The organism is Sphingomonas sp. Leaf407, assembly GCF_001425385.1.
GTDB lineage: Bacteria > Pseudomonadota > Alphaproteobacteria > Sphingomonadales > Sphingomonadaceae > Sphingomonas.
The window spans coordinates 129441-151555 of sequence record NZ_LMQO01000004.1 but is presented as its reverse complement, the minus strand read 5'-3'; the positions used below and the strand labels follow the sequence as shown (position 1 = coordinate 151555).

The 22115-nt window shown below is 66.4% G+C and carries 21 protein-coding genes; 5 read left to right on the top strand and 16 right to left on the bottom strand.

Features of this window, described 5'->3' with window-relative positions; all coding sequences use genetic code 11:
- Position 1 precedes the first annotated feature (1 nt).
- The 9 genes from ASG37_RS13000 to ASG37_RS12960 form a co-directional block, all read right to left on the bottom strand.
- Positions 2 to 1156 carry an SET domain-containing protein gene (locus tag ASG37_RS13000; RefSeq protein WP_082448460.1) on the bottom strand — a complete coding sequence of 385 codons (1155 nt, stop codon included), beginning with the start codon at positions 1154 to 1156 and terminating at the stop codon, positions 2 to 4.
- Positions 1157 to 1240: 84 nt separating this feature from the next.
- The gene (locus tag ASG37_RS12995; protein ID WP_082448458.1) at positions 1241 to 1969 is read right to left on the bottom strand and encodes a 3'(2'),5'-bisphosphate nucleotidase CysQ; all 729 of its coding nucleotides are present in this window, start codon (positions 1967 to 1969) and stop codon (positions 1241 to 1243) included.
- Positions 1966 to 3888, bottom strand: a complete 1923-nt coding sequence (cysN, locus tag ASG37_RS12990) for a sulfate adenylyltransferase subunit CysN (RefSeq protein ID WP_055760929.1) — start codon at positions 3886 to 3888, stop codon at positions 1966 to 1968. The genes ASG37_RS12995 and cysN overlap by 4 nt, the downstream gene beginning before the upstream one ends.
- Positions 3888 to 4799 carry a sulfate adenylyltransferase subunit CysD gene (gene cysD, locus ASG37_RS12985; protein ID WP_055760926.1) on the bottom strand — a complete coding sequence of 304 codons (912 nt, stop codon included), beginning with the start codon at positions 4797 to 4799 and terminating at the stop codon, positions 3888 to 3890. The genes cysN and cysD overlap by 1 nt, the downstream gene beginning before the upstream one ends.
- Before the next feature lie 123 nt (positions 4800 to 4922).
- Positions 4923 to 7055 (bottom strand): GumC family protein, encoded by a 2133-nt coding sequence (locus ASG37_RS12980; protein WP_055760924.1) that lies wholly within the window; start codon positions 7053 to 7055, stop codon positions 4923 to 4925.
- A 72-nt stretch (positions 7056 to 7127) separates the two neighbouring features.
- The gene (locus ASG37_RS12975) at positions 7128 to 8414 is read right to left on the bottom strand and encodes an outer membrane beta-barrel protein (RefSeq protein WP_162243698.1); all 1287 of its coding nucleotides are present in this window, start codon (positions 8412 to 8414) and stop codon (positions 7128 to 7130) included.
- Between the two features lie 143 nt (positions 8415 to 8557).
- The gene (locus tag ASG37_RS12970) at positions 8558 to 9103 is read right to left on the bottom strand and encodes a polysaccharide biosynthesis/export family protein (RefSeq protein WP_235514957.1); all 546 of its coding nucleotides are present in this window, start codon (positions 9101 to 9103) and stop codon (positions 8558 to 8560) included.
- 228 nt (positions 9104 to 9331) lie between these two features.
- Positions 9332 to 9853 (bottom strand): glycosyltransferase, encoded by a 522-nt coding sequence (locus tag ASG37_RS12965; RefSeq protein ID WP_055760917.1) that lies wholly within the window; start codon positions 9851 to 9853, stop codon positions 9332 to 9334.
- Positions 9850 to 10371, bottom strand: coding sequence for a glycosyltransferase (locus tag ASG37_RS12960; protein ID WP_162233473.1), 522 nt, complete (start codon positions 10369 to 10371; stop codon positions 9850 to 9852). Before ASG37_RS12960 ends, ASG37_RS12965 begins: the two co-directional genes overlap by 4 nt.
- A 289-nt stretch (positions 10372 to 10660) precedes the next feature.
- Here ASG37_RS12960 and ASG37_RS12955 point away from each other — a divergent pair, with 289 nt between their 5' ends.
- Positions 10661 to 11380 carry a metallophosphoesterase family protein gene (locus ASG37_RS12955; RefSeq protein ID WP_055760911.1) on the top strand — a complete coding sequence of 240 codons (720 nt, stop codon included), beginning with the start codon at positions 10661 to 10663 and terminating at the stop codon, positions 11378 to 11380.
- Between the two features lie 170 nt (positions 11381 to 11550).
- Positions 11551 to 11877 (top strand): hypothetical protein, encoded by a 327-nt coding sequence (locus tag ASG37_RS12950; protein WP_156349199.1) that lies wholly within the window; start codon positions 11551 to 11553, stop codon positions 11875 to 11877.
- Between the two features lie 151 nt (positions 11878 to 12028).
- Here ASG37_RS12950 and pth read toward each other — a convergent pair whose 3' ends face one another.
- The 7 genes from pth to ASG37_RS12915 all read right to left on the bottom strand — a co-directional run bounded on the left by pth (position 12029) and on the right by ASG37_RS12915 (position 16056).
- The gene (gene pth / locus ASG37_RS12945) at positions 12029 to 12595 is read right to left on the bottom strand and encodes an aminoacyl-tRNA hydrolase (protein ID WP_055760905.1); all 567 of its coding nucleotides are present in this window, start codon (positions 12593 to 12595) and stop codon (positions 12029 to 12031) included.
- Between the two features lie 81 nt (positions 12596 to 12676).
- Entirely contained in the window at positions 12677 to 13363 is a 687-nt protein-coding gene (locus ASG37_RS12940; RefSeq protein WP_055760903.1) for a 50S ribosomal protein L25/general stress protein Ctc, read from the bottom strand.
- A gap of 244 nt (positions 13364 to 13607) precedes the next feature.
- The gene (locus tag ASG37_RS12935) at positions 13608 to 14456 is read right to left on the bottom strand and encodes a TraB/GumN family protein (protein ID WP_055760899.1); all 849 of its coding nucleotides are present in this window, start codon (positions 14454 to 14456) and stop codon (positions 13608 to 13610) included.
- A complete protein-coding gene (locus ASG37_RS12930; RefSeq protein ID WP_156349198.1) occupies positions 14453 to 14890 on the bottom strand; it encodes a hypothetical protein in 438 nt (145 codons plus the stop codon). The genes ASG37_RS12935 and ASG37_RS12930 overlap by 4 nt, the downstream gene beginning before the upstream one ends.
- Positions 14880 to 15083 (bottom strand): helix-turn-helix transcriptional regulator, encoded by a 204-nt coding sequence (locus ASG37_RS12925; RefSeq protein WP_055760894.1) that lies wholly within the window; start codon positions 15081 to 15083, stop codon positions 14880 to 14882. Before ASG37_RS12925 ends, ASG37_RS12930 begins: the two co-directional genes overlap by 11 nt.
- Entirely contained in the window at positions 15080 to 15499 is a 420-nt protein-coding gene (locus ASG37_RS12920) for a hypothetical protein (RefSeq protein ID WP_055760891.1), read from the bottom strand. Before ASG37_RS12920 ends, ASG37_RS12925 begins: the two co-directional genes overlap by 4 nt.
- Before the next feature lie 362 nt (positions 15500 to 15861).
- The gene (locus tag ASG37_RS12915; protein WP_055760886.1) at positions 15862 to 16056 is read right to left on the bottom strand and encodes a hypothetical protein; all 195 of its coding nucleotides are present in this window, start codon (positions 16054 to 16056) and stop codon (positions 15862 to 15864) included.
- Between the two features lie 217 nt (positions 16057 to 16273).
- Here ASG37_RS12915 and ASG37_RS12910 point away from each other — a divergent pair, with 217 nt between their 5' ends.
- The 3 genes from ASG37_RS12910 (at position 16274) to ppdK (ending at position 22114) form a co-directional block, all read left to right on the top strand.
- Positions 16274 to 17140 carry a glycine--tRNA ligase subunit alpha gene (locus ASG37_RS12910; protein WP_055760883.1) on the top strand — a complete coding sequence of 289 codons (867 nt, stop codon included), beginning with the start codon at positions 16274 to 16276 and terminating at the stop codon, positions 17138 to 17140.
- A complete protein-coding gene (gene glyS, locus ASG37_RS12905) occupies positions 17137 to 19338 on the top strand; it encodes a glycine--tRNA ligase subunit beta (RefSeq protein WP_055760881.1) in 2202 nt (733 codons plus the stop codon). Before ASG37_RS12910 ends, glyS begins: the two co-directional genes overlap by 4 nt.
- 115 nt (positions 19339 to 19453) lie before the next feature.
- The gene (gene ppdK, locus ASG37_RS12900) at positions 19454 to 22114 is read left to right on the top strand and encodes a pyruvate, phosphate dikinase (RefSeq protein ID WP_055760878.1); all 2661 of its coding nucleotides are present in this window, start codon (positions 19454 to 19456) and stop codon (positions 22112 to 22114) included.
- The last annotated feature ends 1 nt before the right edge of the window (position 22115 follow it).

Genomic DNA, 22115 nt, shown 5'->3' with positions numbered 1-22115 from the left:
ATCAAAAGCCGATCGACGCCTTGCCCGCGCCGACCGCGACCGACGGTAGCGCATCGGGGGAGGTCGTGTCGTCGCGCCGACGCAGATAGGGGGCGACGACCCCCTTGGCGCGGAACCATTCCTGTCGCTCGGGCGGCAGGCCGGCGAAATTGCCGATCACCCGGCGACATTCGGGCGCGCGGCACTGGCACAGCATGTGCCAGTTGCTCTCGCTGAGCGTGGTCGAATAGTCCCACGCCACTTCCTCGCCCGCCGCGATGTCGCGCAGCGCGACCAGCCAGACGCCGTCGTCGGCGAAGCGCAGCCCCGCGTTGGGATCGCAACTATGGTTGACAAGGTCGTCGATCCGCCCTGACGGTCCCATATATTCGTCAGGCGTCACCTGAACATAGCGGTCGCTGTTGCCCAGCAATTGCTGCGGCACCCGCGCGGCGCGCAGGCGTGGGCCGGTGAAGGGGAACAGCCGCGCACCCTCGGTAATGGCGGTATTGGCGAACACCGCCTTGCCGAGATGATTGCTGCCGACCCGGAACCGTTCGGCGATGGCGGTCGCCGTCAGCGCGCGCGCGCCACGCCGGCGGGTGCCCCACAGCACCAGTCCCCATACCGCCGCATGCGACGCCAGCTCGACGATCGGATAGGCGAGTTCGCCGACGCTGCGCCCATGCGCGACACCCAGCGCGACCAGCAGCGTGGCGAGATCGCCGATCGTCCACAGCCCCCATGCCGGCGAGCGTTCGCGCTGCGGATCGGCACGGGCGGCGACCCATGTCGGCCAGAAGCTGACCGGCACCGCCACCACGACCAGCATATGCGCCCAGAAGGCATCGCGGAAGCCGAGCCACAGGACCAGCGCGCCGAGGCTGGCGACGATGCACGCCGTCTCGCTTCGGCTGGGCGAGGCCCAGGCCGACCGCCGCCAGATGCCGAGCATCACGAGGATGCAGGCAAGCGCCGAGACGAGCAGGACGATCGTCTGGAGCGCGCGGGGGTTGACCGCGGCATAGGTCGCCGCCTCGACGCCGGTGCCGATGCTCCAGATCAGCCACGAGGCGCGATTGGGTTCGACCAGATCACGCCGCAGCGCGCGCAGATACACCGCATAGCCTGCGATGTTCGCGACGAGCGCCACCATGATCCACGGATCGATCCCCACACGTCCCCCTTACCGAAACGTTATCAAGGTGGGTTAACAGCGTCCAGCGGCGTTCGGATACGATCGTACGAATGTGCGCCGCGGTCAGCCGGCGGCGATCAGCGCGAGGATGCGGTCGGCATCGCCCCGGTGGCAGATCAGCAGGTCGGGCAGCCACGTATCATGGCAATTGTAGCGCAGCGGCGTGCCGTCGATGCGCGAGGCGTGCAGCCCGGCGGCGAGCGCCACCGCGACCGGCGCGCAACTGTCCCATTCATACTGCCCGCCCGAATGGAGGTAGATGTCGGCCTCGCCGCGTACCACCGCCATCGCCTTGGCCCCGGCCGATCCCATCGGCAACAGCGCGGCGTCGAGCGCTTTGGCAACGGCCAATGCTTCGGGGGCGGGGCGGGTGCGGCTGACGACCATCCGCCGACGCGGCGGGGGCGGCGGCACGAACGGCGCGGGCTCGGTCGCCAGCACCAGCCCGAGTGCTGGCAACGCCACCGCGCCGGTCATCGCCCGTCCCTCGACCGCCAGCGCGACATGCACCGCCCAGTCGTCACGCCCCTCGGCATATTCGCGCGTCCCGTCGAGCGGGTCGACGATCCACGTCTCCGCCGATCCGCAGCGCAACTTGTCGTCCGCCGACTCCTCCGACAGGATGAACGCGCCCGGCCGCTCGGCACGCAACCGCTCGAGGATCAGCGTGTTCGCCATGCGATCGCCACGATCGCCGAGCGTCTTGCCGTGCTCGGCCCCTTCGGCGCGGATCGCCAGCAGCAGCTTGCCCGCTTCCGCCGCGATCGCACTGGCGAGCAGCGCGTCGCTCACAGCGTGGGCGCCCAGATGCCCAGCACATGCTCGACGATCCGCTCGGCCGCCGCCTCGGGGCTTTCACGCGTCGTGTCGACATGGATGTCGGGACGGAGCGGCGCTTGGTACGGGCTGTCGATGCCGGTGAAGTTGGCCAGCGCGCCGCTGCGCGCCTTGGCGTACAGCCCCTTCACGTCGCGCGCTTCGGCAACGCTGAGCGGCGTATCGACGAACACCTCGACGAACTCACCCGCCGGCAGCATCGACCGGGCAAGATCGCGCTCGGCCCTGAACGGCGAGATGAACGCGGTGAGCACGATCAGCCCGGCATCGGCCATCAGCTTCGCCACTTCGCCGACGCGGCGGACGTTCTCGACCCGGTCGGCATCGGTGAAGCCCAGATCGCGGTTCAGGCCGTGGCGGATATTGTCACCATCGAGCAGGAAGCTGTGCTTGCCGAGCGCGTGGAGCTTCTTCTCGACCAGATTGGCGATCGTCGACTTGCCCGATCCCGACAGGCCGGTGAACCACAGCACCTTCGGACTCTGGTTCTTCTGCGCGGCATGCGCCTGCCGGGTGATGTCGACCGACTGCCAATGGACGTTCTGGCTGCGGCGCAGGCAGAAATCGATCATGCCCGCCGCGACCGTCGCGTTGCTGATCTTGTCGATCAGGATGAACGCACCTAGTTCGCGATTCTCGCCATAGGCTTCGAAGGCGATGCCGCGATCGGTGAACACGTCGGCCACGCCGATGTCGTTGAGGCCGAGTGTGCGGACCGACAGTTCGGCCAGCGTGTTGACATCGATCGCGTGGCGCGGCGCCTGTACCGTCGCCGACACGGTGCCCGCCGCCGTCTTGAGCCAATAGGCCCGGCCCGGCAGCAGCGGCTCGCCGTCCATCCAGACGATGGTCGTGCGGAACTGGTCGGCGACCTGCGGCGGGGTGTCGGCGGCGGCGATCACGTCGCCGCGCGAACAGTCGACCTCGTCGGTCAGCGTCAGCGTGACCGACTGGCCGGCGACCGCCTGCGGCAGATCGCCGTCCATCGTCACGATCCGTGCGACATGGCTGGTCCGCCCCGACGGCAGCACCCGCACCGCATCGCCCGGCCGCACCATGCCCCCGGCGATCGTGCCGGCAAAGCCCCGGAAGTCGAGGTTGGGGCGGTTCACCCATTGCACCGGCAGGCGGAAGCCCTTGCGCACGGCGGCCTCGCCGTCCAGCTCGACGCTTTCCAGATGCTTGATCAGCGCCGGGCCGTCATACCATGGCGTGTTGATCGACGGGCCGGTGATGTTGTCGCCCTTGAACCCCGACAGCGGGATCGCGGTGAAGCCGGCGATGCCGATCGATTCGGCAAAGCCGAGATAGTCCGCGACGATCCGCTCGAATACGGTCCGGTCGTAGCCGACCAGATCCATCTTATTCACCGCCAGCACGATATGGCGGATGCCGATCAGGTGCGCCAGATAGCTGTGCCGCCGGGTCTGGGTCAGCACCCCCTTGCGCGCGTCGATCAGGATCACCGCCAGATCGGCGGTCGATGCGCCCGTCACCATGTTGCGGGTATATTGTTCGTGGCCCGGCGTATCGGCGACGATGAACTTGCGTTTCTCGGTCGCGAAAAAGCGATAGGCGACATCGATGGTGATGCCCTGCTCGCGCTCGGCGGCAAGTCCGTCGACCAGCAGCGCGAAGTCGATCTCCTGCCCCTGGGTGCCGACCCGCTTCGAATCGCTTTCCAGCGCGGCCAACTGATCCTCGAAGATCATCTTGCTGTCGTACAGCAGCCGCCCGATCAGCGTCGACTTGCCGTCGTCGACCGAGCCGCAGGTGATGAAGCGCAACAGCGACTTGCGCTGGTGCTGCGCCAGATAGGCATCGATGTCCGCCGCGATCAGCGCATCGGGGGTATAGGCGGGGGCGGTCGTCATCAAAAATACCCCTCCTGCTTCTTCTTTTCCATGCTCGCCGATCCCGCGTCGCGATCGATCGCACGGCCCTGTCGTTCCGACGTGGTGGTCAGTAGCATTTCCTGAATGACCTGCGTGAGCGTCGCCGCCTCGCTCTCCACCGCGCCGGTCAGCGGATAGCAGCCAAGCGTGCGGAAACGGATCGACCGTTCCACCGGCACTTCGCCGGGGTTCAGCCGGAACCGATCGTCGTCAACCATCAGCAACATGCCGTCGCGCTCGACGGTGGGGCGGGGTGCCGCGAAATAGAGCGGCACGATCTCGATCTTCTCGGCAAGGATATATTGCCAGATGTCGAGCTCGGTCCAGTTCGACAACGGGAACACCCGGATCGACTCACCCTTCGCCTTGCGCGCATTGTAAAGGTGCCACAGCTCGGGGCGTTGCGCCTTCGGGTCCCAGCGGTGATTGGCCGAGCGGAACGAGAAGATGCGTTCCTTGGCGCGGCTCTTTTCCTCGTCGCGTCGGGCACCGCCGAACGCCGCGTCGAAACCATAGTGGTCGAGCGCCTGCTTCAGCCCCTCGGTCTTCCACAGATCGGTATGGAGGCTGCCATGGTCGAACGGATTGATGCCGCGCGCCGCCGCGTCGGGGTTGCGATGGACCAGCAACTCCATGCCGGCATCGCGTGCCGCCTTGTCACGCAGATCGTACATCGCGCGGAATTTCCACGTCGTATCGACATGCAGCAGCGGGAAGGGCGGGGGCGCGGGGAAGAACGCTTTTTTAGCGAGGTGCAGCATCACCGCCGAATCCTTGCCGACCGAATAGAGCATCACCGGGCGTTCGGCCTCGGCGACGACTTCGCGCAGGATGTGGATGCTCTCGGCTTCCAGCCGCTGGAGATGGGTGAGGGTCGCAAATTCGGTCATGATCGCCCTTCAGGTAGGGGCGCGGGACCGCAGGACAAAGCAAGCATTACTGCGCCTGCCCGCCAGCTCTGCTTTGCCATCGGTGGGGGAGGGGCCGCGTCGACCCGCTCCCCCGACCGCCGATCAGGTGGTCTGATAGTAGGACGAATATTGCTTGGTGTAGTAATAATAGGCACCGGCCGCCTTCGAGCTCTGGTCGACCATGGTGAACATGGCCCCCACCAGATTGGCACCGTCCGACTTCAGATGGTCGGCGGCCGAGATGACCGCATCGGCCGGAGTCGTATCCCACTTGATGACCAGCACGACCGCATCGGCCAGCGCGGCGATGAAGCGACCATCGGCCAGACCGACGAGCGGCGGAAGATCGAGAATGATCGTGTCGTAGCGCTTGCTCAACTCGTCGAGCATCGTCTGCATCTGGCCGCTGCCAAACATGTTTTCCGAGCTGAAATACGGCTTCTGCACGAGGATCTGGTCGAGATTCTCGACCCCGCTCGGCTGGATTGCCTGATCGAGATCGACTTCGCCGTGCAGCACCTCGACGATGCCCGGACCGGTGCTGCTGGTGTCGAGGATGTTGCGCAGCATCGCACGGCGGACGTCGGCATCGACGAGGATCGTACGATCGCCGCTGATCGCCATCGTGCGGGCCAGGCCCAGCGACGTCGTGGTCTTGCCTTCCGACGGCAGTGCCGACGTCAGCGCGATGATCTGCGGCCGATCCTTCTCGCGGACACCGAGGATAGAGGCGCGGGCGTTGCGTAGCGCCTCGGCGAACTGCGACGTCGGCTTTTCGATCAGCAGGTTCGCCGGCCGCGTGTTCTTGCGCACGTTGGGGATCGCGGCGAGCAGCGGGACGCCCAGCTTCTCCTCGACCTCCTCGACGGTGCGCAGCCCCGACACCATCAGTTCCTGCGTGGTGATGACCGCGATACCGGCGGCAAGGCCGACGAGGAACGACACCATGAACAGCAGCGGCTTGTTCGGCCAGCTTGGGGCACGCGGCGTTTGCGCGGCTTCGATGATCTGCGCCTGCGCGATCGAGTTCTGCGCCGCCTGACGGCTTTCGAGCGCAAGCTGCGACAGCCGGTCATAGGCGGCATGCTTGCTGTCGGCGTCGCGTTGCAGGCTGGCGGCGATCACCGAGGCACGGGCGTTGTTCGCCTGACGCTCCTCCAGCGCGCGCATCGACGAGCGCAGGCTGGCGGCACGCGCATCGGCGGCATCGGCGTCGGAGCGCAGCGAGCTGACGACGCGGCGCGATTCTTCGGCCAACTGCTTGTCGAGCCCTTCGAGCTGATCGCGGACCTTCAGATAGTCGGGATGGCGGTTGCCGTAGCGGCCTTCCATTTCGGCGCTCGCCTGCATCAACAGCGCGCGCTGGCGGCGCAGATCCTGCACCGTCGCCGAATTGCGCACATCGGATACCGTGTCGAGCGTACCCCGGCTGACCTGTTGCTGCGCCGAGGTCTGTTTCGAGCGTGCTTCGGCGGCGATCGATTCGGCGCTGGCGAGCTGGACCGAGAGCGGGCCGACCTGCTGGTCGGTGATCGTTCCCGAATTGTTCGATGCGCCGCGCACGATCCCGGCCTGCGCCTGATATTGCGCGACCCGCTCGTCGGCGACACGAACTTCCTGCACCAGATCGGCCATGCGCGATTCGAACCATTTCGACTGGCGCTCGGCGGTGCCGATACGGCTGCCGACCTTGTTGTCGAGATAGGCGGTGGCCATCGCATTGGCGACCTTGGCGGCGATGTCCGCATCGGGCGAACTGTAGCGCACGAGCAGGATATAGGTCAGCTTGTCGCGCGAGACGCTGACGTCGCTGCGCACGGCGGCGGCGACCATTTCGACCTTTTCCGTATCGGACACAGGCCCGGTCTTTTCGGCACGCGCCTGCCAGATGCCGCGGAACTGGGGATGGTTCACGAGGTTCAGGCGGCGCACGACGGTGCGGACAAGATCCATCGAGCCGAGGTTGGTCACTTCGGTTTCGATCGCCTCGCTCGCCAACTGGGCGTTCGCCTCGCTCTGGTTGCGGGTGAGCGGGTTGCGCGACGGATCGATCTGAATCTTCGCGACACCCTGATAGGTCGGGGTGATCCTCAGCGTCAGGAAGACACCGATCGCCGTCACGGCAAGCGTGATCGCCGCCAGCGTCAGATAGCGGCGGCGGATGACGTCCTTCGCGGTGCGGACCACGTCGGCCAACCGCGTTTCATATCCGGCCGCTGCGTTGGAAACTTTCATTCTGGCTCATTCCCCACGTGCGATTCCCGAAAAGGTTCCGCACCATTCCATATCATAAAAACCGGAACGTCGTTACCGCCGTATCCGTACGGAAACCTGCCCGCGCCATTCGGTGGACTTGACGCCGAGGCGCAGGCCACCGACCGGCACCACTGCGCCATAAGATGTGTTGAGGTCGAAGCTGAGCGACCGGGTCATCTGAAACCGGGCGGAAGCGCCTGCCTGGGTGACGTTGGTCTGCGCGTCATTCTCGAAATAGCTGCGCCGGATGCGATTGGCGTTGGCGCTCAGAATCAGGTTGCGAAGCAGTTCATGGTCGACGTTGAGGCCGATGCGGTTGTCGATGAACGCGCTGCCGTTGCCCAGGTTCGCATCCTGGATCTGACGCTGGAGCGATACGCCGACCGTGGTGAGTTCGGTCGGAAAGAAATCTAGGCGGCTCTGCAGCGAGATGCCGCTGGCATCGTTGAACCGCGCCGCGAGATAGTTGCGCGAGGTATAGCCGATCCCGGCGGCACCGCGCATCAGGCCGGCGATGTCGAAGCTCACGCCGCCGAGCACCGTCGTGCCGTTCGAATCGCGGTTGGCAAGATTGCCTGCCAGCAGATTGGGGTAGCGCGTCCGGTCGTACACCGCTTGGGCGTAGAAGGCGACGGTCGGCGTCACGCCATATTCCGCGATCGCCGTTCCCCGATCGATCGTCCGGTCGCGGAACGACTGTGATCCTGTGCGGCCATCGGTGAACCGGATCGGCGCGAAGCTGTAATCACTGTGGTCTAGGATTGCCGTCGCGCGCAGTCGCCCGCTGGCGTAGATGCCGCGCATCGACGCGCTGCTTCGCGTGAAGTGCGAGAAATAGGTTTGGTTGACGACCAAGTCGTCGGAGAAGGGTGATTCGAACACCCGGCTGATCTGTCCTTCTCCAACGACCGTGATCTGCTGGCTGACGTCTAGCCGGCCCTGGGCATTGATATAGCCTGCGTCCTGATTGCGGGCCGGTGTCGATGCGTAGCGCCGTATGTCGCCGACCGCATCCAGCGCGATCCGGTGGACCGACCAGTTCGACGCGACCCGCAACGCCGGCTCGTAAACCGTGTAAATATCCCCGCGACGATCGGCGTCGCTCAGCAGCACGTTGCTGGTGGCACCGGTCGCTACCGACAATTGCGGGTTGATGAGGAACGAGCCGACCTGCACGCCGATCGCGTCGAAATCGGGGCGCGCGCGCTCGGTAACGCCCTGGTTCCGGTCGCGGCTGAAGTCGGGCAAGACGACGGTGCGGATCAGCGACGGGTTCAACTGTGCTTGTGCCGCGCCACCCGCCAGCACTGCCGGTGTGCCGATCGCACCCGACAACATCGCACGCTGCCATGGCTTCAAGCGGTATGAATTCGACGGAACGAGCTTCACTTCCCCGCGCATGCGACACCTCCCCGCCGGTTGGTCACCGGACGATGGAGCGGGACGGTCGGCCCGCGCGATCCGGCTTGCGCCACGTCGGCTCAGAAATAGCGCTCGGCGAGGCGGATGGTGTCGCCCGGCCAGACGCGCAGGTTCGGCGTCAATTCGTAACGAAGCTCGGCCTGTTCACCGAAGCGGCGGATATTGACCCACGACCGGCGCGCGCGCGGGGTAAAGCCCTGGGCGGTCGCCACCGCGTTCAGGACGGTGAGGCCGCTGACATAGGGATATTCGCCCGGCGCACGGACTTCGCCGAGAATGAAGAACGGCCGGTAGTTGATGACTTCCATGGCGACCCGCGGCGAGCGCAGATAGCCGTCCGCCAGCATGCCCTGGACCAGCGCGGCAACATCGCCGGTGGTCTTGCCGAGCGCGGGCACGTTGCCGATCAGCGGCAGCGACAACTGACCGTCGGTGCCGACCGAAAACTCGCCGGACAGGGTCGGTTCGTTGAACACCGTCAGCCGGATCTTGTCCCCCGCACCGAGCGGATAGGCTTCGGCGGGATTGGCATCGGCGACGTAACGGTCGCCGCTCGACAGCGGCGGGGGTTCCGAACTCGAACAGGCGGCCAGCGCAAGAATCATGGCGCCGCCGAAAACCGCTTTCATCTTCACGCGCACCCGCCTTGTTTACCTGCCCCGACATATGTCCTGTATCGGTACGTCCGGGCATTTACAAGAACACGGCCCGCCGCAAAATGGCGGAACAGGCCGGAATCGCGTTGTTCCTTGGTATGAATATTGCCGCTGATCCAGTATCCCGCGCCGCGATGCCCTGCCTTGTCTGTACAAGGAGCGGCCCGTGGCCAGCCGCTATCGCAGACGCCGCGCGATCCGCTGCAACAAGGTGGGGCGAGGCGGGGTATGGAGCCAGTGGGCCAGCCGTTCGGTGAATTCGGGCGGAGCGCTGGTACTGGCACTCGGGCGGGCAAGCAGCGTATCCGCCCGATCGAGCAGCGCCACGACCTCGGCGGTATCGCGCGCGGCATAGACGCCGGGAAGCTGGGCGAAGTGGCGAATGGTCGACGTCTGGTGCGCGTTGCGATGTTCGCCCAGCCGATGATCGCGGGCGAGCAGGATGATCGGCTTGCCCAGTTCCATCGCGGTGATGATCGATCCCATGCCCGCATGGCTGACCATCAGCGAACAGTCCGCCTGAAGCGCGCGGAAGCGTCCATGGTCGAGAAAGTCGAACGCGCGGATCGTTTGCGGCCGGTAGCTCGACGGACCGATCTGGCCGACGACATCGTCACGCGCCGCAGCGAGCGCCCAGTCGTCGACGGCCCGGACGAGGCGATCGAACGGCAACTGCGTGCCGACCGACAGCAAAATCACAATATCTGTCCGAAATATCGCAGGTAACGGTAGCGCTTCGTCAGATGCGCCCATTGCGTCAGTCGAAGATCGGCAAAGGGCAGGACCGCCCGGCCCGACATCGACAGTTCGTCGCCATTGGCGATGCTATCGATCCACACGGTGCGCGCGCCATGCAGCTTGGCGAGGACGAGCGCGATCGCGCCGGGTGCGGCGCCGGTCGAGACGACGATGTCGGGGCGATGCTCACGGATGATCTTCCAAATGGCGCGAACGCTGCGCAACATGTCGGGCAACGTGTCGCGCGAGCTGTCCCTGATCTGCAGCACCGGCGCACCGTCGTCCGGCGCGACCATGCCGCCGGCGGTGCTGACGAACTGGCATTCGCAGCCCTCGAACGCCGCGCTCAGCCGTGCCAGTTCGATCCAGTGGCCGCCGGCCGATGCGACCAGCAGGACACGCGGGCGGGTGACGAGCTGGTCGGAGCGACGAGGGGTGCCAGCCGTGGCGATCCCGTCAGCTATGGCGGGATCGATCATCGAATCGGTCCGCGGCGATAGCGCGGGCCCGGATTTGGGACGCAGGCCATGGCGGTCCGGGTCAGACGCAAGCGTGCCGGCGATCGTGTGCCATGCGTTCCACCCGGGCCTTTCCGCTGCAACCATATCGGCAATATCGACGATGCGCCGCCGCTCGGACCCGGCGGTGAAATCATGCGTTCGGCGCTTCGCTGCCGTGCATTGACCGCCTTGTCGTACCCGGCATAGACGCGACCCGTCTCTTCCCCCAAATAACCCCTTACCTCACGCTATATCGGGAACCGCAGCCTTGCCAAGCACGGATTCAGGCGAACGCATCTATGCTGTCGGCGATATTCATGGTTGCTATGATTTACTGCGCCAAATGGTCGATGTGATCGGCGACCATTCGGCAAGGTTGCCGCCGGTGGAGTCGCTCCACCTGATCTTCATCGGCGATCTGATCGACCGTGGTGGCAACAGCGCCAAGGTCCTCGAATTTCTTCATGATCTTCAAACCCGTAGCGACCGGGTGATCGTCCTGCAGGGCAATCATGAGGAAGCGATGCTGCGCGCGCTGGCCGGCGATATGGCGACGCTGCGCGGGTGGCTGAACGTCGGCGGGCGCGACACGCTGCGCAGTTTCGGCATCGATCCGCCGGGGCCGGACGACGACATGCGCGATTTCCTGCGCCGGGCGCGCGTGGCGATCCCGCGGCAATGGGTGCAGTGGATGCAGCGATTGCCGCTCACCGCGCAGTCGGGCGACTATTTCTTCTGCCATGCCGGGGTTCGCCCCGGCGTGCCGCTGCGGCGGCAGGCCCGCGAGGACCTGTTGTGGATCCGCGACGATTTTCTGTACGATGAAAGCGATCACGGCGCGGTGATCGTGCATGGCCACAGCATCGAGCCCACGGTGCAGATCCGCCCCAACCGCATCGGAATCGATACCGGTGCCTATCGAACCGGACGGTTGTCGGCGGTATATCTGGAAGGTGATCGCAGCGAAGTGCTGACGGTCGGCGCATGAACGGTGCTCCCTAACCGCTTGTTTACCTCGCGCGGAGTACATTGAAATTCGGAATATCATCGGGAACGGATCGTCACGGCCCATGGTTATTATTTAGTGATGCTTGTTTTGCGGCAGTGCAAAAACAGGCGCCGTGGTTGACGCAAGTGCCCGGATGCAGTACCGGGGACATGATTTTCGCGCCGCAACATCATCGATGCGCGCGCAACGGGAGGCGAACGATGCTGAAGAAGGGTGCGCTCGCAATCGCGCTTGCGGGATATGTGATGGCCGGTTCGACGGTCGCGATGGCAGGCCAGCGCGCGGGCAGCGCGGCGTTCCCGGCGGTGAATGCCCCGGTGCAGTCGATGACCGCTCCGGCGAAGCGCAAGGTTGCCAAGGACGCCGAGTTCATTGCGGCCGGTGGCCTGCTGATCCCGGCGATCATCGGCGGCATCGTGCTCATCTCGATCATCGTCGTCGCGGCCAGCGGCGGCAGCGACTCGAGCCCGAACTAAGCGACGGGCGGGCCGGTCAGGCTCGCCGATTGAACGATAATGACGGCGTCGTAGCAACAGGCTGCGGCGCCGTTGTCGTGTCCGGCGCTGGTCGCCGGGATTGCTGGCGAGCGAGCCGCCGGTCGCGTTGGTCTGGTAGTCGCAGTCGTGCCTAGCCCATGCGGCGGGCGATTTCGTTCATGAAGCGGACGTCGTCGCCGGCCGCCAACCATGGTGATTCGGCGGCGACCGCGCCGAGCAGGTCGGTCAGGTCGTCCAGTTCGGCCTTGGCGAAATTGCCGAGAACGTACGGCGTTACCCGGTCCTTGTGGCCCGGATGGCCGATGCCCAGCCGGATGCGGCGGAAGTCGGGGCCGATGTGCTGATCGGTCGAACGCAGGCCGTTGTGGCCGGCATGGCCGCCGCCGGTCTTCACCTTCAGCTTGAACGGGGCGAGGTCGAGCTCGTCGTGGAACACGGTCACGTCGGCGGGGGTGAGCTTGTAGAAGCGCATCGCCTCGCCGATCGCGCGGCCGCTTTCGTTCATCCAGGTGCCGGGCTTGAGCAGCAGCACCTTGTCCGGGCCGATCCGGCCTTCCTGAACCCAGCCCTGAAAGCCACGCCGGGGGGCGGCGAAGCCATGGACCTCGGCGATCGAATCCACGGCCATGAAGCCGATATTGTGGCGGTGCATCGCATATTGCGGCCCTGGATTGCCCAAGCCTGCCCATATTTTCATACACTTAGCCTCCAAACGCGAAGAAGCGGGGCCGCCGTGTCCGGCCGCCCCGCTCCATCGAGATACCGGCGAAAGGGCGGATCAGCCCTCGGCCTTGTCCTCTTCGTCGGCGGCCGCTTCGGCTTCCGCCTCGGCAGCGGCTTCGGCCGACTGTGCTTCGGCGACTTCGGCGTCGAGCGCTTCGTCCGCAGCGGTCGGAACCGTCGGCGGCACGATGGTGGCGACGGTGAAATCGCGATCCTCAACGGCCGGTTCAGCACCGTTCGGCAGCGACACTTCCGAAATGTGGATCGAGTCGCCGACTTCGCGGCCGGTCAGATCGACGACGATCTCGGTCGGGATGTTCGACGCTTCGACCACCAGTTCGATTTCGTGACGCACGACGTTCAGCACGCCACCGGCGCGCTTGATGCCGGGGGCTTCGTCTTCGTTGACGAAGGTCACGGGCACGGCAACGGTCACGGTCGCATTCTTGGAAATGCGCAGGAAGTCGACATGGATCGGCTGGTCCGAGACGACGTCGAACGCGACGTCCTTGGCCAGCGTACGCACCTTCTTGCCACCGACGTCGACCATGATGACCGAATTCATGAAGTGGCCCGTCATGAGCTGCTTCATCAGTTCGCGGGCGTTCAGGTGGATGCCCTGGGGCTCTTCCTTGTTGCCATAGATCACGGCGGGGACGCGGCCATCGCGACGCAGGGCACGGGAGGCTCCCTTGCCAACCCGGTCGCGCGTCTCGGCCGACAGGTGCAGCGTGTCGCTCATCTTGTCTTCCTTAAAGATACGGTGTTGCAGATCTTGGCCGCGCCGGACCTCCAGGGATGACCCCGGCGTAACGGACAAGCGCGGGCGACTAGGCGAGAATGGCAAAAAAGGCAAGCGCGGCAAAGTTTACACTAGTGACGTCGGTACGGTGCGCCGGCCGGCGGCCCGGAACGGCAGGGCGGGACAAGGAATAGTGGCACCGGCCGGTGTAGGACAGGGTCGGGAAAAAGCGGGTTATCCGCCGCTATTGCACCCGTTCGATCACCATGCCGCTGGCCGCTAGGCGCGCGGGCACGCCGCCGGGACCCAGCAGATGCCCGGTGCCGATGGCGACGAACAATGTCGTCGCGGGCGTCATCCGGCGGCGGATGGCGGATGCGAAGGCGGCGTTGCGACGGTCGAGGAGGGTGGCGCGGAACGCCGGGCCGGCGGCCGCCATGTCGGTGTCGAGCAAGGTGCGGAGCGCGGACACCTGTCCGGACCCCCATGCGGCGACCAGCCGGTCCATCGTCGCCGCGCCGTCCCCCGACAGCGCCTGCGCCAACATCCGGCGCTGCACTGATGCCGGCAGCGCGGCGAACATCCCGAGCTGGCTACGCTGGGTTTCCAGTCCGACGACCTGCTTGCCGGTGCGTCCGGCCAACCGGGCGAGCAGCATTTCGGGGGCGGAGGTGCTGGTGTAGCCGGCGCGCGCCAGCCCCGCGCCACCGATCGAGGTCGCGGCGAACCATGCGCCGTGGCGGTCGAACGAGCCGGGCGGAAAGCCCAGCGCCGCCGCGCGGGCGTCGCGGCGGCGACGCAGATCGGCGGGCAGCGACTGCGCCTGCACGACCGCCGACAATGCGGCGGCGGTTTCGACGGGGGTGGGCGCGATCAGTTCGAGCAGCAGCGTGTCGCTCGCCGCAAATGCCTGCGCGACCCGGCCGGTCAGCCATGGCATGGCCGGCCGTAGCTGATGCACCGTGCCGAACAGCCATACCGTCGCACCGTTCCCTCGCGCGACCCACAGCGCCGGAGTGAGCGGCAGCGGGGCGGCGAGCGGGCTGGCCAGCGCGACCCAGTAGAGCAGCGCGGCAGCCAGGCGGGCAATCATCCGCGCAGCCGCTGGACGATCCGCGTGGCGATCAGCGTCGCGGCGGCCAGCCCCCAGCCGATCATCGCCGGGTTGCGCAGGCCGAGCGGACCCTGCGCCAGCGACAGGACCGGCAAGGTGGTCAACGCGACGATCGCGGCGAGCGACAGCGCGGTAGCGATCTGGCCGCGTTCGACCTCGTCGGCCGCGCGCCACAGCCGATACTGGACGGCGAGTGCCACGAGCATCGTCATCGCGACGCCGACATAGCCGATATGGTCGCGCGTGCTGACGGCCGTCCCTGGATCACGCACCGACCAGATGCCCTCGACCAGCCCCAGCCCGAACGACGCGGCGATCGGTGCCAGCACGACGAGAACCACCGCCAGTCCGACCCATTGCCACCGCCGCCGCTTGCGGGATCGTTCGCGCGTGGTGCCCCAGTTATCGTGCATCGACATCATCCTCGAAAATATCCTCGATCGGCAGCGCGAACAATCGGCTCATGCGGAAGGCGAGCGGGAGCGAGGGATCATGCTTGCCGGTCTCGATCGCGTTCACTGCCTGCCGCGACACGTCGAGCCGCCCGGCGAGTTCGGCCTGGCTCCAGTCGCGTTCGGCGCGCAGTACCTTCAGCCGGTTCTTCATGGCGTGGACCGGCGCAGCGCGAAGGTGGCGAGGCCGGCGAGGAGTGCCGCCAGCCATGCGTAGATAAGGCCGAACCTCAAATCGAGAAAGAAGAGCGGCGGGACGAGCAGCCCGAGCAACAGCCCGCTGACCGCGAACCCGTCGATCAGGCGGCGCCGTTCGAATTCGTCGCTGGCATGGTAGAGGCGGATCACGCCGGCGAACGCGATCGCGACGACGAGGAGCCAGTAGAGGATCGGTATCCACAGCGGGAACCGGCCGTCGGGCATCACGCCGCCACTTGCCGCATAATGTTTCGATCCATGGTGGAGCGCGAAGGGCGAGGCGAGGACCACGGCGGTGATACCGGCGATCCAGCGCTGGCGGGCGCGTTGCCGGGCGGTGGCGCGGCGTTCGCCCCATTGGGGGTCGGGCATGCGGGGCCTTTCGGATGGGGGGTGGTTGGATAGGGGCGGGGCTTTTCCCCGGTCGTCACGCCGGATTTGGTCCGGGGGCTATGATCCCGTGAGAGCAACGGTGGGTGCGTTCGCGGAACGGGTCCGGGGTGACGATGGGGTGAGGGTGGCGCTTCTTGTCACGGTGTTTCGGGTCCATGGATCCCGGCCTTCGCCGGGATGACGGAAAGGGCGGGTCTTTTCCCCTCTTTCGTCACCCCGGACTTGTTCCGGGGTCTACGGTTCCAACAAGACAACATCGGGTGCGTCTGCGGGACGGTGGACCCCGGAACAGGTCCGGGGTGACGATGGGGTTGGGGTGGTGTTTCTTGTCGCGGGGTCTGTCAGCGCCAACTCAACGAAATCGCGGCGTCGCCCAGTTTCGCGGCGATGGCGATGCCGTGGGCGGTATCGACCGCGACCGGGAGCGGCACGGTGACGACCCGTGGCAGATCGAGCTTCACCCCCTGGAACACCACGAGGATGAAGAAGCCGATCGCCAGCAGGCTGGGGCTGCGTCGTGCCGGTTGCGATGCCATCGGATTATCCCCTGTGTCGTTGGATGCTGACATTGTGTCGTGCTTACCTGACTATGTATCGAGTTATTCGCGCTTATTGTCAATACAACCTGACATAATATCGTGTGATCGTGACACGGGGGTCGCTTGACCCGCGCGGCGGGCAGGCGCTAGGCGCTGGGGCCTGTTTTCCCTTACGCGACGAGGCTCCGTGTCCGCCCCGCTCAGTTTCCAGAAGATGATCCTGACCCTCCACGACTATTGGAGCGATCGGGGCTGCGTGATCCTGCAACCCTATGACATGCGCATGGGGGCGGGGACGTTTCACCCGGCGACGACGCTGAAGGCGCTGGGCCCGGAGCCGTGGAACGCCGCCTTCGTCCAGCCGTGCCGCCGCCCGACCGACGGCCGCTATGGCGAGAACCCGAACCGGCTGCAGCATTATTACCAGTATCAGGTGATATTGAAGCCTTCGCCGCCCGACTTGCAGGAACTGTATCTGGGATCGCTGGCGGCGATCGGCATCGACTTCACGCAGCACGACATCCGCTTCGTCGAGGACGACTGGGAATCGCCGACGCTGGGCGCATGGGGCTTGGGCTGGGAAGTGTGGTGCGACGGGATGGAAGTCACCCAGTTCACCTATTTCCAGCAGATGGGTGGGTTCGACTGCAAGCCGGTGGCGGGCGAGCTGACCTATGGGTTGGAGCGGCTGGCCATGTATATCCAGGACAAGGACAGCGTGTACGACCTGGCGTTCAACGATTCGGGCGTGACGTACGGCGACGTGTTTCTCGAAAACGAGAAGCAGATGTCGAAGTGGAATTTCGAGGTCGCCGATACGGAGTCGCTGTTCGACCTGTTCCGCAAGGCAGTGGCCGAGTGCGAGAACGCGCTGGCCGCCGACGTGCCGATCGCCGCCTATGAACAGGCGATCGAGGCGAGCCATATCTTCAACCTGCTGGGTGCGCGCGGCGTGATCTCGGTCGCCGAGCGGCAGGCGTATATCGCCCGCGTGCGCGATCTGGCGAAGGGATCGTGCCAGAAGTGGATCGAGATGCGGACGCCCCAGTGGCAGGCACGCTTTCCGGGGTGGGTGGCATGAGCGATTTCCTGCTGGAGCTGCGCTCCGAAGAGATTCCGGCGCGGATGCAGGCGCGTGCGCGCGAGGATCTGGCGAAGTTGTTCGTGGCCGAGCTGGGCAAGGCGGGGATCGCCGCGCCGCGTGTTACCACCTATGCGACGCCGCGGCGGCTGGTGCTGATCGCGCATGACCTGCCCGAGGCCACGCAGGCGGTGCGCGAGGAAGTGAAGGGGCCGCGTGCGTCCGCGCCACCGCAGGCGCTCGAAGGGTTCCTGCGCAAGACCGGGCTGACGCGCGAGGCGCTGACCGAGCGTGACGGCGTGTTGTTCGCCGTGACCGAGGTGCCGGGGCGGCGGACCGCCGACGTGCTGGGCGCGGCGATCCCGGCGATCGTGCGGGCGTTTCCGTGGCCCAAGTCGATGCGCTGGGGCGCGGTGTCGCTCAGTCCCGAATCGCCGCGCTGGGTGCGGCCGTTGCAGGGCATCGTCGCGCTGTTCGGCAGCGACGTGGTGCCGTGCGAGGTCGCCGGCGTGAGCAGCGGGGCGACGACGCTGGGGCATCGCTTCCATCATCCCGGTAGCATCACGATCGGGTCGGCGGGCGACTATGTCGAGAAGCTGCGCGCGTGCCATGTGATCGTCGATCAGGACGAACGTGCGGCGATCATCGCGGTCGGCGCCAAGATGGCGGCGCGCGGCGCGGGGCTGGAACTGGTCGAGGACGAGGGGCTGCTGGCGGAGAATGCCGGGCTGACCGAATGGCCGGTGCCGTTGATCGGGCGGTTCGACGCGGCCTATCTGGCGGTGCCGCCCGAGGTGATCCAGTTGACCGCGCGGGTGAACCAGAAATATTTCGTGTGCCGCGATGGCGAGGGGCGGCTGGCGAATGCGTTCGTCTGCACCGCGAACATCGACGCGGCCGATGGCGGCGAGCGGATCGTCGCGGGCAACGCCAAGGTGCTGGCGGCGCGGCTGTCGGACGCGAAGTTCTTTTACGAGACGGATTTGCGGACGCCGCTCGATGCGCTGCTGCCGAAGCTCGAAAAGATCGTGTTTCACGAGAAGCTCGGCACGGTCGCCGACAAGGTCGAGCGGGTGGCGAAGCTGGCGCGCTGGCTGGTCGAGTCGGGCGTCATAAAGCCCTCTCCCCTTGAGGGGAGAGGGTTGGGAGAGGGGACCTCTTCTACTTCCAGCGCGGCGCTCGTGGACACGCCCCTCTCCCCGACCAGTTCCGGGTCAACAGCGCCCCGCGCTGTTGAGGTTGTGCCGGGGGCACAACCGACCCGGAACTCCCCTGAAGGGGAGAGGGAGGCGCTCGCCGTTATGGCGGAGCGTGCCGCCAGGTTGGCGAAGGCCGATCTCGTCACCGGCATGGTCGGCGAGTTTCCCGAATTGCAGGGGCTGATGGGCGGCTATTACGCCGCCGCGCAGGGCGAGGACCCGCAAGTCGCCGAGGCGGTGCGCGATCACTACAAGCCGGTCGGGCAGGGGGATGACGTTCCTGTCGCGCCGGTGACGGTGGCTGTGGCGTTGGCGGACAAGCTGGACAGCATCGTCCAGTTTTTTGCGGTCGGGCTGAAGCCGAGCGGTTCGAAGGACCCGTTCGCATTGCGTCGCTCCGCCCTTGGCATCCTGTCGCTGGTGCTGGACAACGGTGTGCGATTGCCGCTTGGCAAGGCGGCGGATGTTGCCGGGCATGGGACCGGCGCGCAGGACGTGATCGACTTTTTCGCCGACCGCCTCAAAGTCCAGCAACGCGAGGCCGGCGTCCGCCACGACTTGATCGACGCGGTGTTTGCCCTCGGCGGCGAGGACGATCTCGTCCGGCTGCTCGCCCGCGTCCATGCGTTGCAGCGGTTCGTCACGACCGAGGACGGCGCGAACCTGCTCGCCGGGTACAAGCGGGCGGCGAATATTCTGAAGAAGGAAGGCCCCGTCGAGGGCGAGGTCGCCCGCGACTATACCCCCGAACCGGCCGAGGCGGCGCTGATCGCCGCGCTCGATGCGGCCGAGCCGCGTGCGGCGGCGGCGATCGCGGGCGAGCGGTTCGAGGAGGCGATGGCGGCGCTGGCCTCCTTACGCGCGCCGATCGATGCGTTCTTTACCGAGGTGACGGTCAACGATGCCGATCCGGCGAAACGCGCCGCGCGGCTGGCGTTGCTGGCAAGGGTGCGCGGCGCGGTGCATAGCGTTGCCGACTTTGCCAAAATCGAGGGATGACCTGACGGTTTAACCCGTTTAACGGGACGCCATGGCCTTCGAGGCTCGCGAATCACGATACCCCGCTGCGGGCCTGTGCCCGATCCAGCGGACAGCATGAGGATTGCACGGCAGCATGACCCAGTATGTCTATCGCTTCGGCGGCGGGGTGTCGGACGGCGGATCGGGCGACAAGACGCTTTTGGGCGGCAAGGGCGCGAACCTGGCCGAGATGGCCTCGATCGGCCTGCCGGTGCCGCCGGGGTTCACCATCGCGACGACGATGTGCACCCGTTATTACGACGAAGGGCAGGCGTTCCCCGATTCGCTGCGGGACGAGGTCGCCACCGGCATCGCCCATATCGAGGGGATCACGGGCAAGACCTTCGGCGACGAAGGCGATCCGTTGCTGGTGTCGGTGCGGTCGGGCGCGCGGGTGTCGATGCCCGGCATGATGGACACGGTGCTCAACCTCGGCCTCAACGACGCCACGGTCGAGGGGCTGGCGCAGGTGTCGGACGATGCGCGCTTCGCCTGGGACAGCTATCGCCGCTTCATCCAGATGTATTCGGACGTGGTCCTCGAACTCGACCATGGCCGGTTCGAGGAAGCGCTGGAGATCGCCAAGGAAGATCGCGGCTATTATCTCGACACCGAGATGACCGCCGCCGACTGGCAGGCGCTGGTCGCCGAATACAAGGCGCTGGTCGAGGAATTGTGGGGCAAGCCGTTCCCGCAGGACGTGCATGACCAGTTGTGGGGTGCGGTCGGCGCGGTGTTCGGATCGTGGCAGGCGGATCGTGCCAAGGTGTATCGCCGGCTGAACGACATTCCGGCCAACTGGGGCACCGCCGTCAACGTGCAGGCGATGGTGTTCGGCAACATGGGTGACACCTCGGCCACCGGCGTCGCCTTCACCCGCGATCCGGCGAAGGGCGACAATGCCTATTACGGCGAGTTCCTCATCAACGCGCAGGGTGAGGATGTCGTCGCGGGCATCCGTACCCCGCAATATCTGACCAAGGCGGCGCGCGAGGGCGCGAACGCCAAGCCGGCGTCGATGGAAGAGGCGATGCCCGAGGCCTATGCCGAGCTGGCCGCCGTGTTCGACCGGCTGGAGCGGCATTACCGCGACATGCAGGACATCGAATTCACGGTGCAGCAGGGCAAGCTGTGGATGCTCCAGACGCGCTCGGGCAAGCGCACCGCCAAGGCCGCGCTCAAGATCGCGGTCGACATGGCCGAGGAGGGGCTGATTACCCGCGAGGAGGCAATCCTGCGCGTTGATCCGCAGGCGCTCGACCAGTTGCTCCACCCGACGCTCGACCCCAATGCCGCGCGCGACGTGCTGACCAAGGGACTGCCGGCGTCGCCGGGGGCCGCCAGCGGCATCGCGGTGTTCGACAGCGATACGGCCGAGCGCCGGTCGAATGCGGGCGACGCGGTGATCCTGATCCGCACCGAAACCAGCCCTGAGGATATTCACGGCATGCACGCGGCGCGTGGCATCCTGACCGCGCGTGGGGGCATGACCAGCCATGCGGCGGTGGTCGCGCGCGGCATGGGGCGGCCGTGCGTGTCGGGCGCGGGGTCGATCTCGATCGATGCGAAGGCGGGGGTGATGAAGGTCGCCGGCCGGGAGATCCGCGAAGGCGACATCGTCACCATCGATGGCGCGACCGGCGAGGTGATGGCGGGCGCGGTCGCGACCGTCCAGCCCGAACTGGCCGGCGATTTCGGCACGTTGATGGAATGGGCCGATGGCGTCCGCCGGTTGAAGGTACGGGCCAACGCCGAAACCCCGCTCGATTGCCGCACCGCGCGAGATTTCGGCGCGGAGGGCATCGGCCTGTGCCGCACCGAACATATGTTCTTCGAACAGTCGCGCATCACCTCGGTCCGGCAGATGATTCTCGCCGAGGACGAGGCGGGGCGTCGCGCCGCGCTCGACAAGCTGCTGCCCGAACAGCGCAGCGACTTCGTCGAGATTTTCGAGGTGATGGTCGGGCTGCCCTGCACCATCCGCCTGCTCGATCCGCCGCTGCATGAGTTCCTGCCGCATGAGGAAGCCGAGTTCGCCGAGGTGGCCCAGGCCGCGGGAATCGAGGTCGAACAGTTGAAGCGGCGGGCGGCGGAGCTCCACGAGTTCAACCCGATGCTGGGGCATCGCGGGTGCCGGCTGGGCGTGACCTATCCCGAAATCTACGAGATGCAGGCGCGCGCGATCTTCGAGGCGGCGGTGATCGTCGCCGAGAAATCGGGCGATGCGCCGATCCCCGAGGTGATGATCCCGCTGGTTGGCACGCGCCGCGAGCTGGAGCTGATGAAGGCGGTGGTCGACAAGGCGGCCGAGGCGGTGTTCGCCGACAAGGGACGGCGGATCGAGTATCTGGTCGGCACGATGATCGAGCTGCCGCGCGCGGCATTGAAGGCCGGCGAGATCGCCGAGGTGGGCGAATTCTTCTCGTTCGGCACCAACGACCTGACCCAGACGACGCTGGGCGTCAGCCGCGACGATGCCAGCCGGTTCCTCGGCGCCTATGTCGAGCAGGGCATCTATGCGCGCGACCCGTTCGTTTCGATCGACGTCGAGGGCGTGGGTGAGCTGATCGAACTGGCCGCCGAGCGCGGGCGCAAGACGCGGGGCGACATCAAGCTCGGCATCTGTGGCGAGCATGGCGGCGATCCGGCATCGATCGCGTTCTGCGAGAAGGTCGGGCTCGATTACGTGTCGGCCAGCCCGTATCGCGTGCCGATCGCCCGGCTGGCGGCGGCGCAGGCGGCACTGGCCAAGTGAG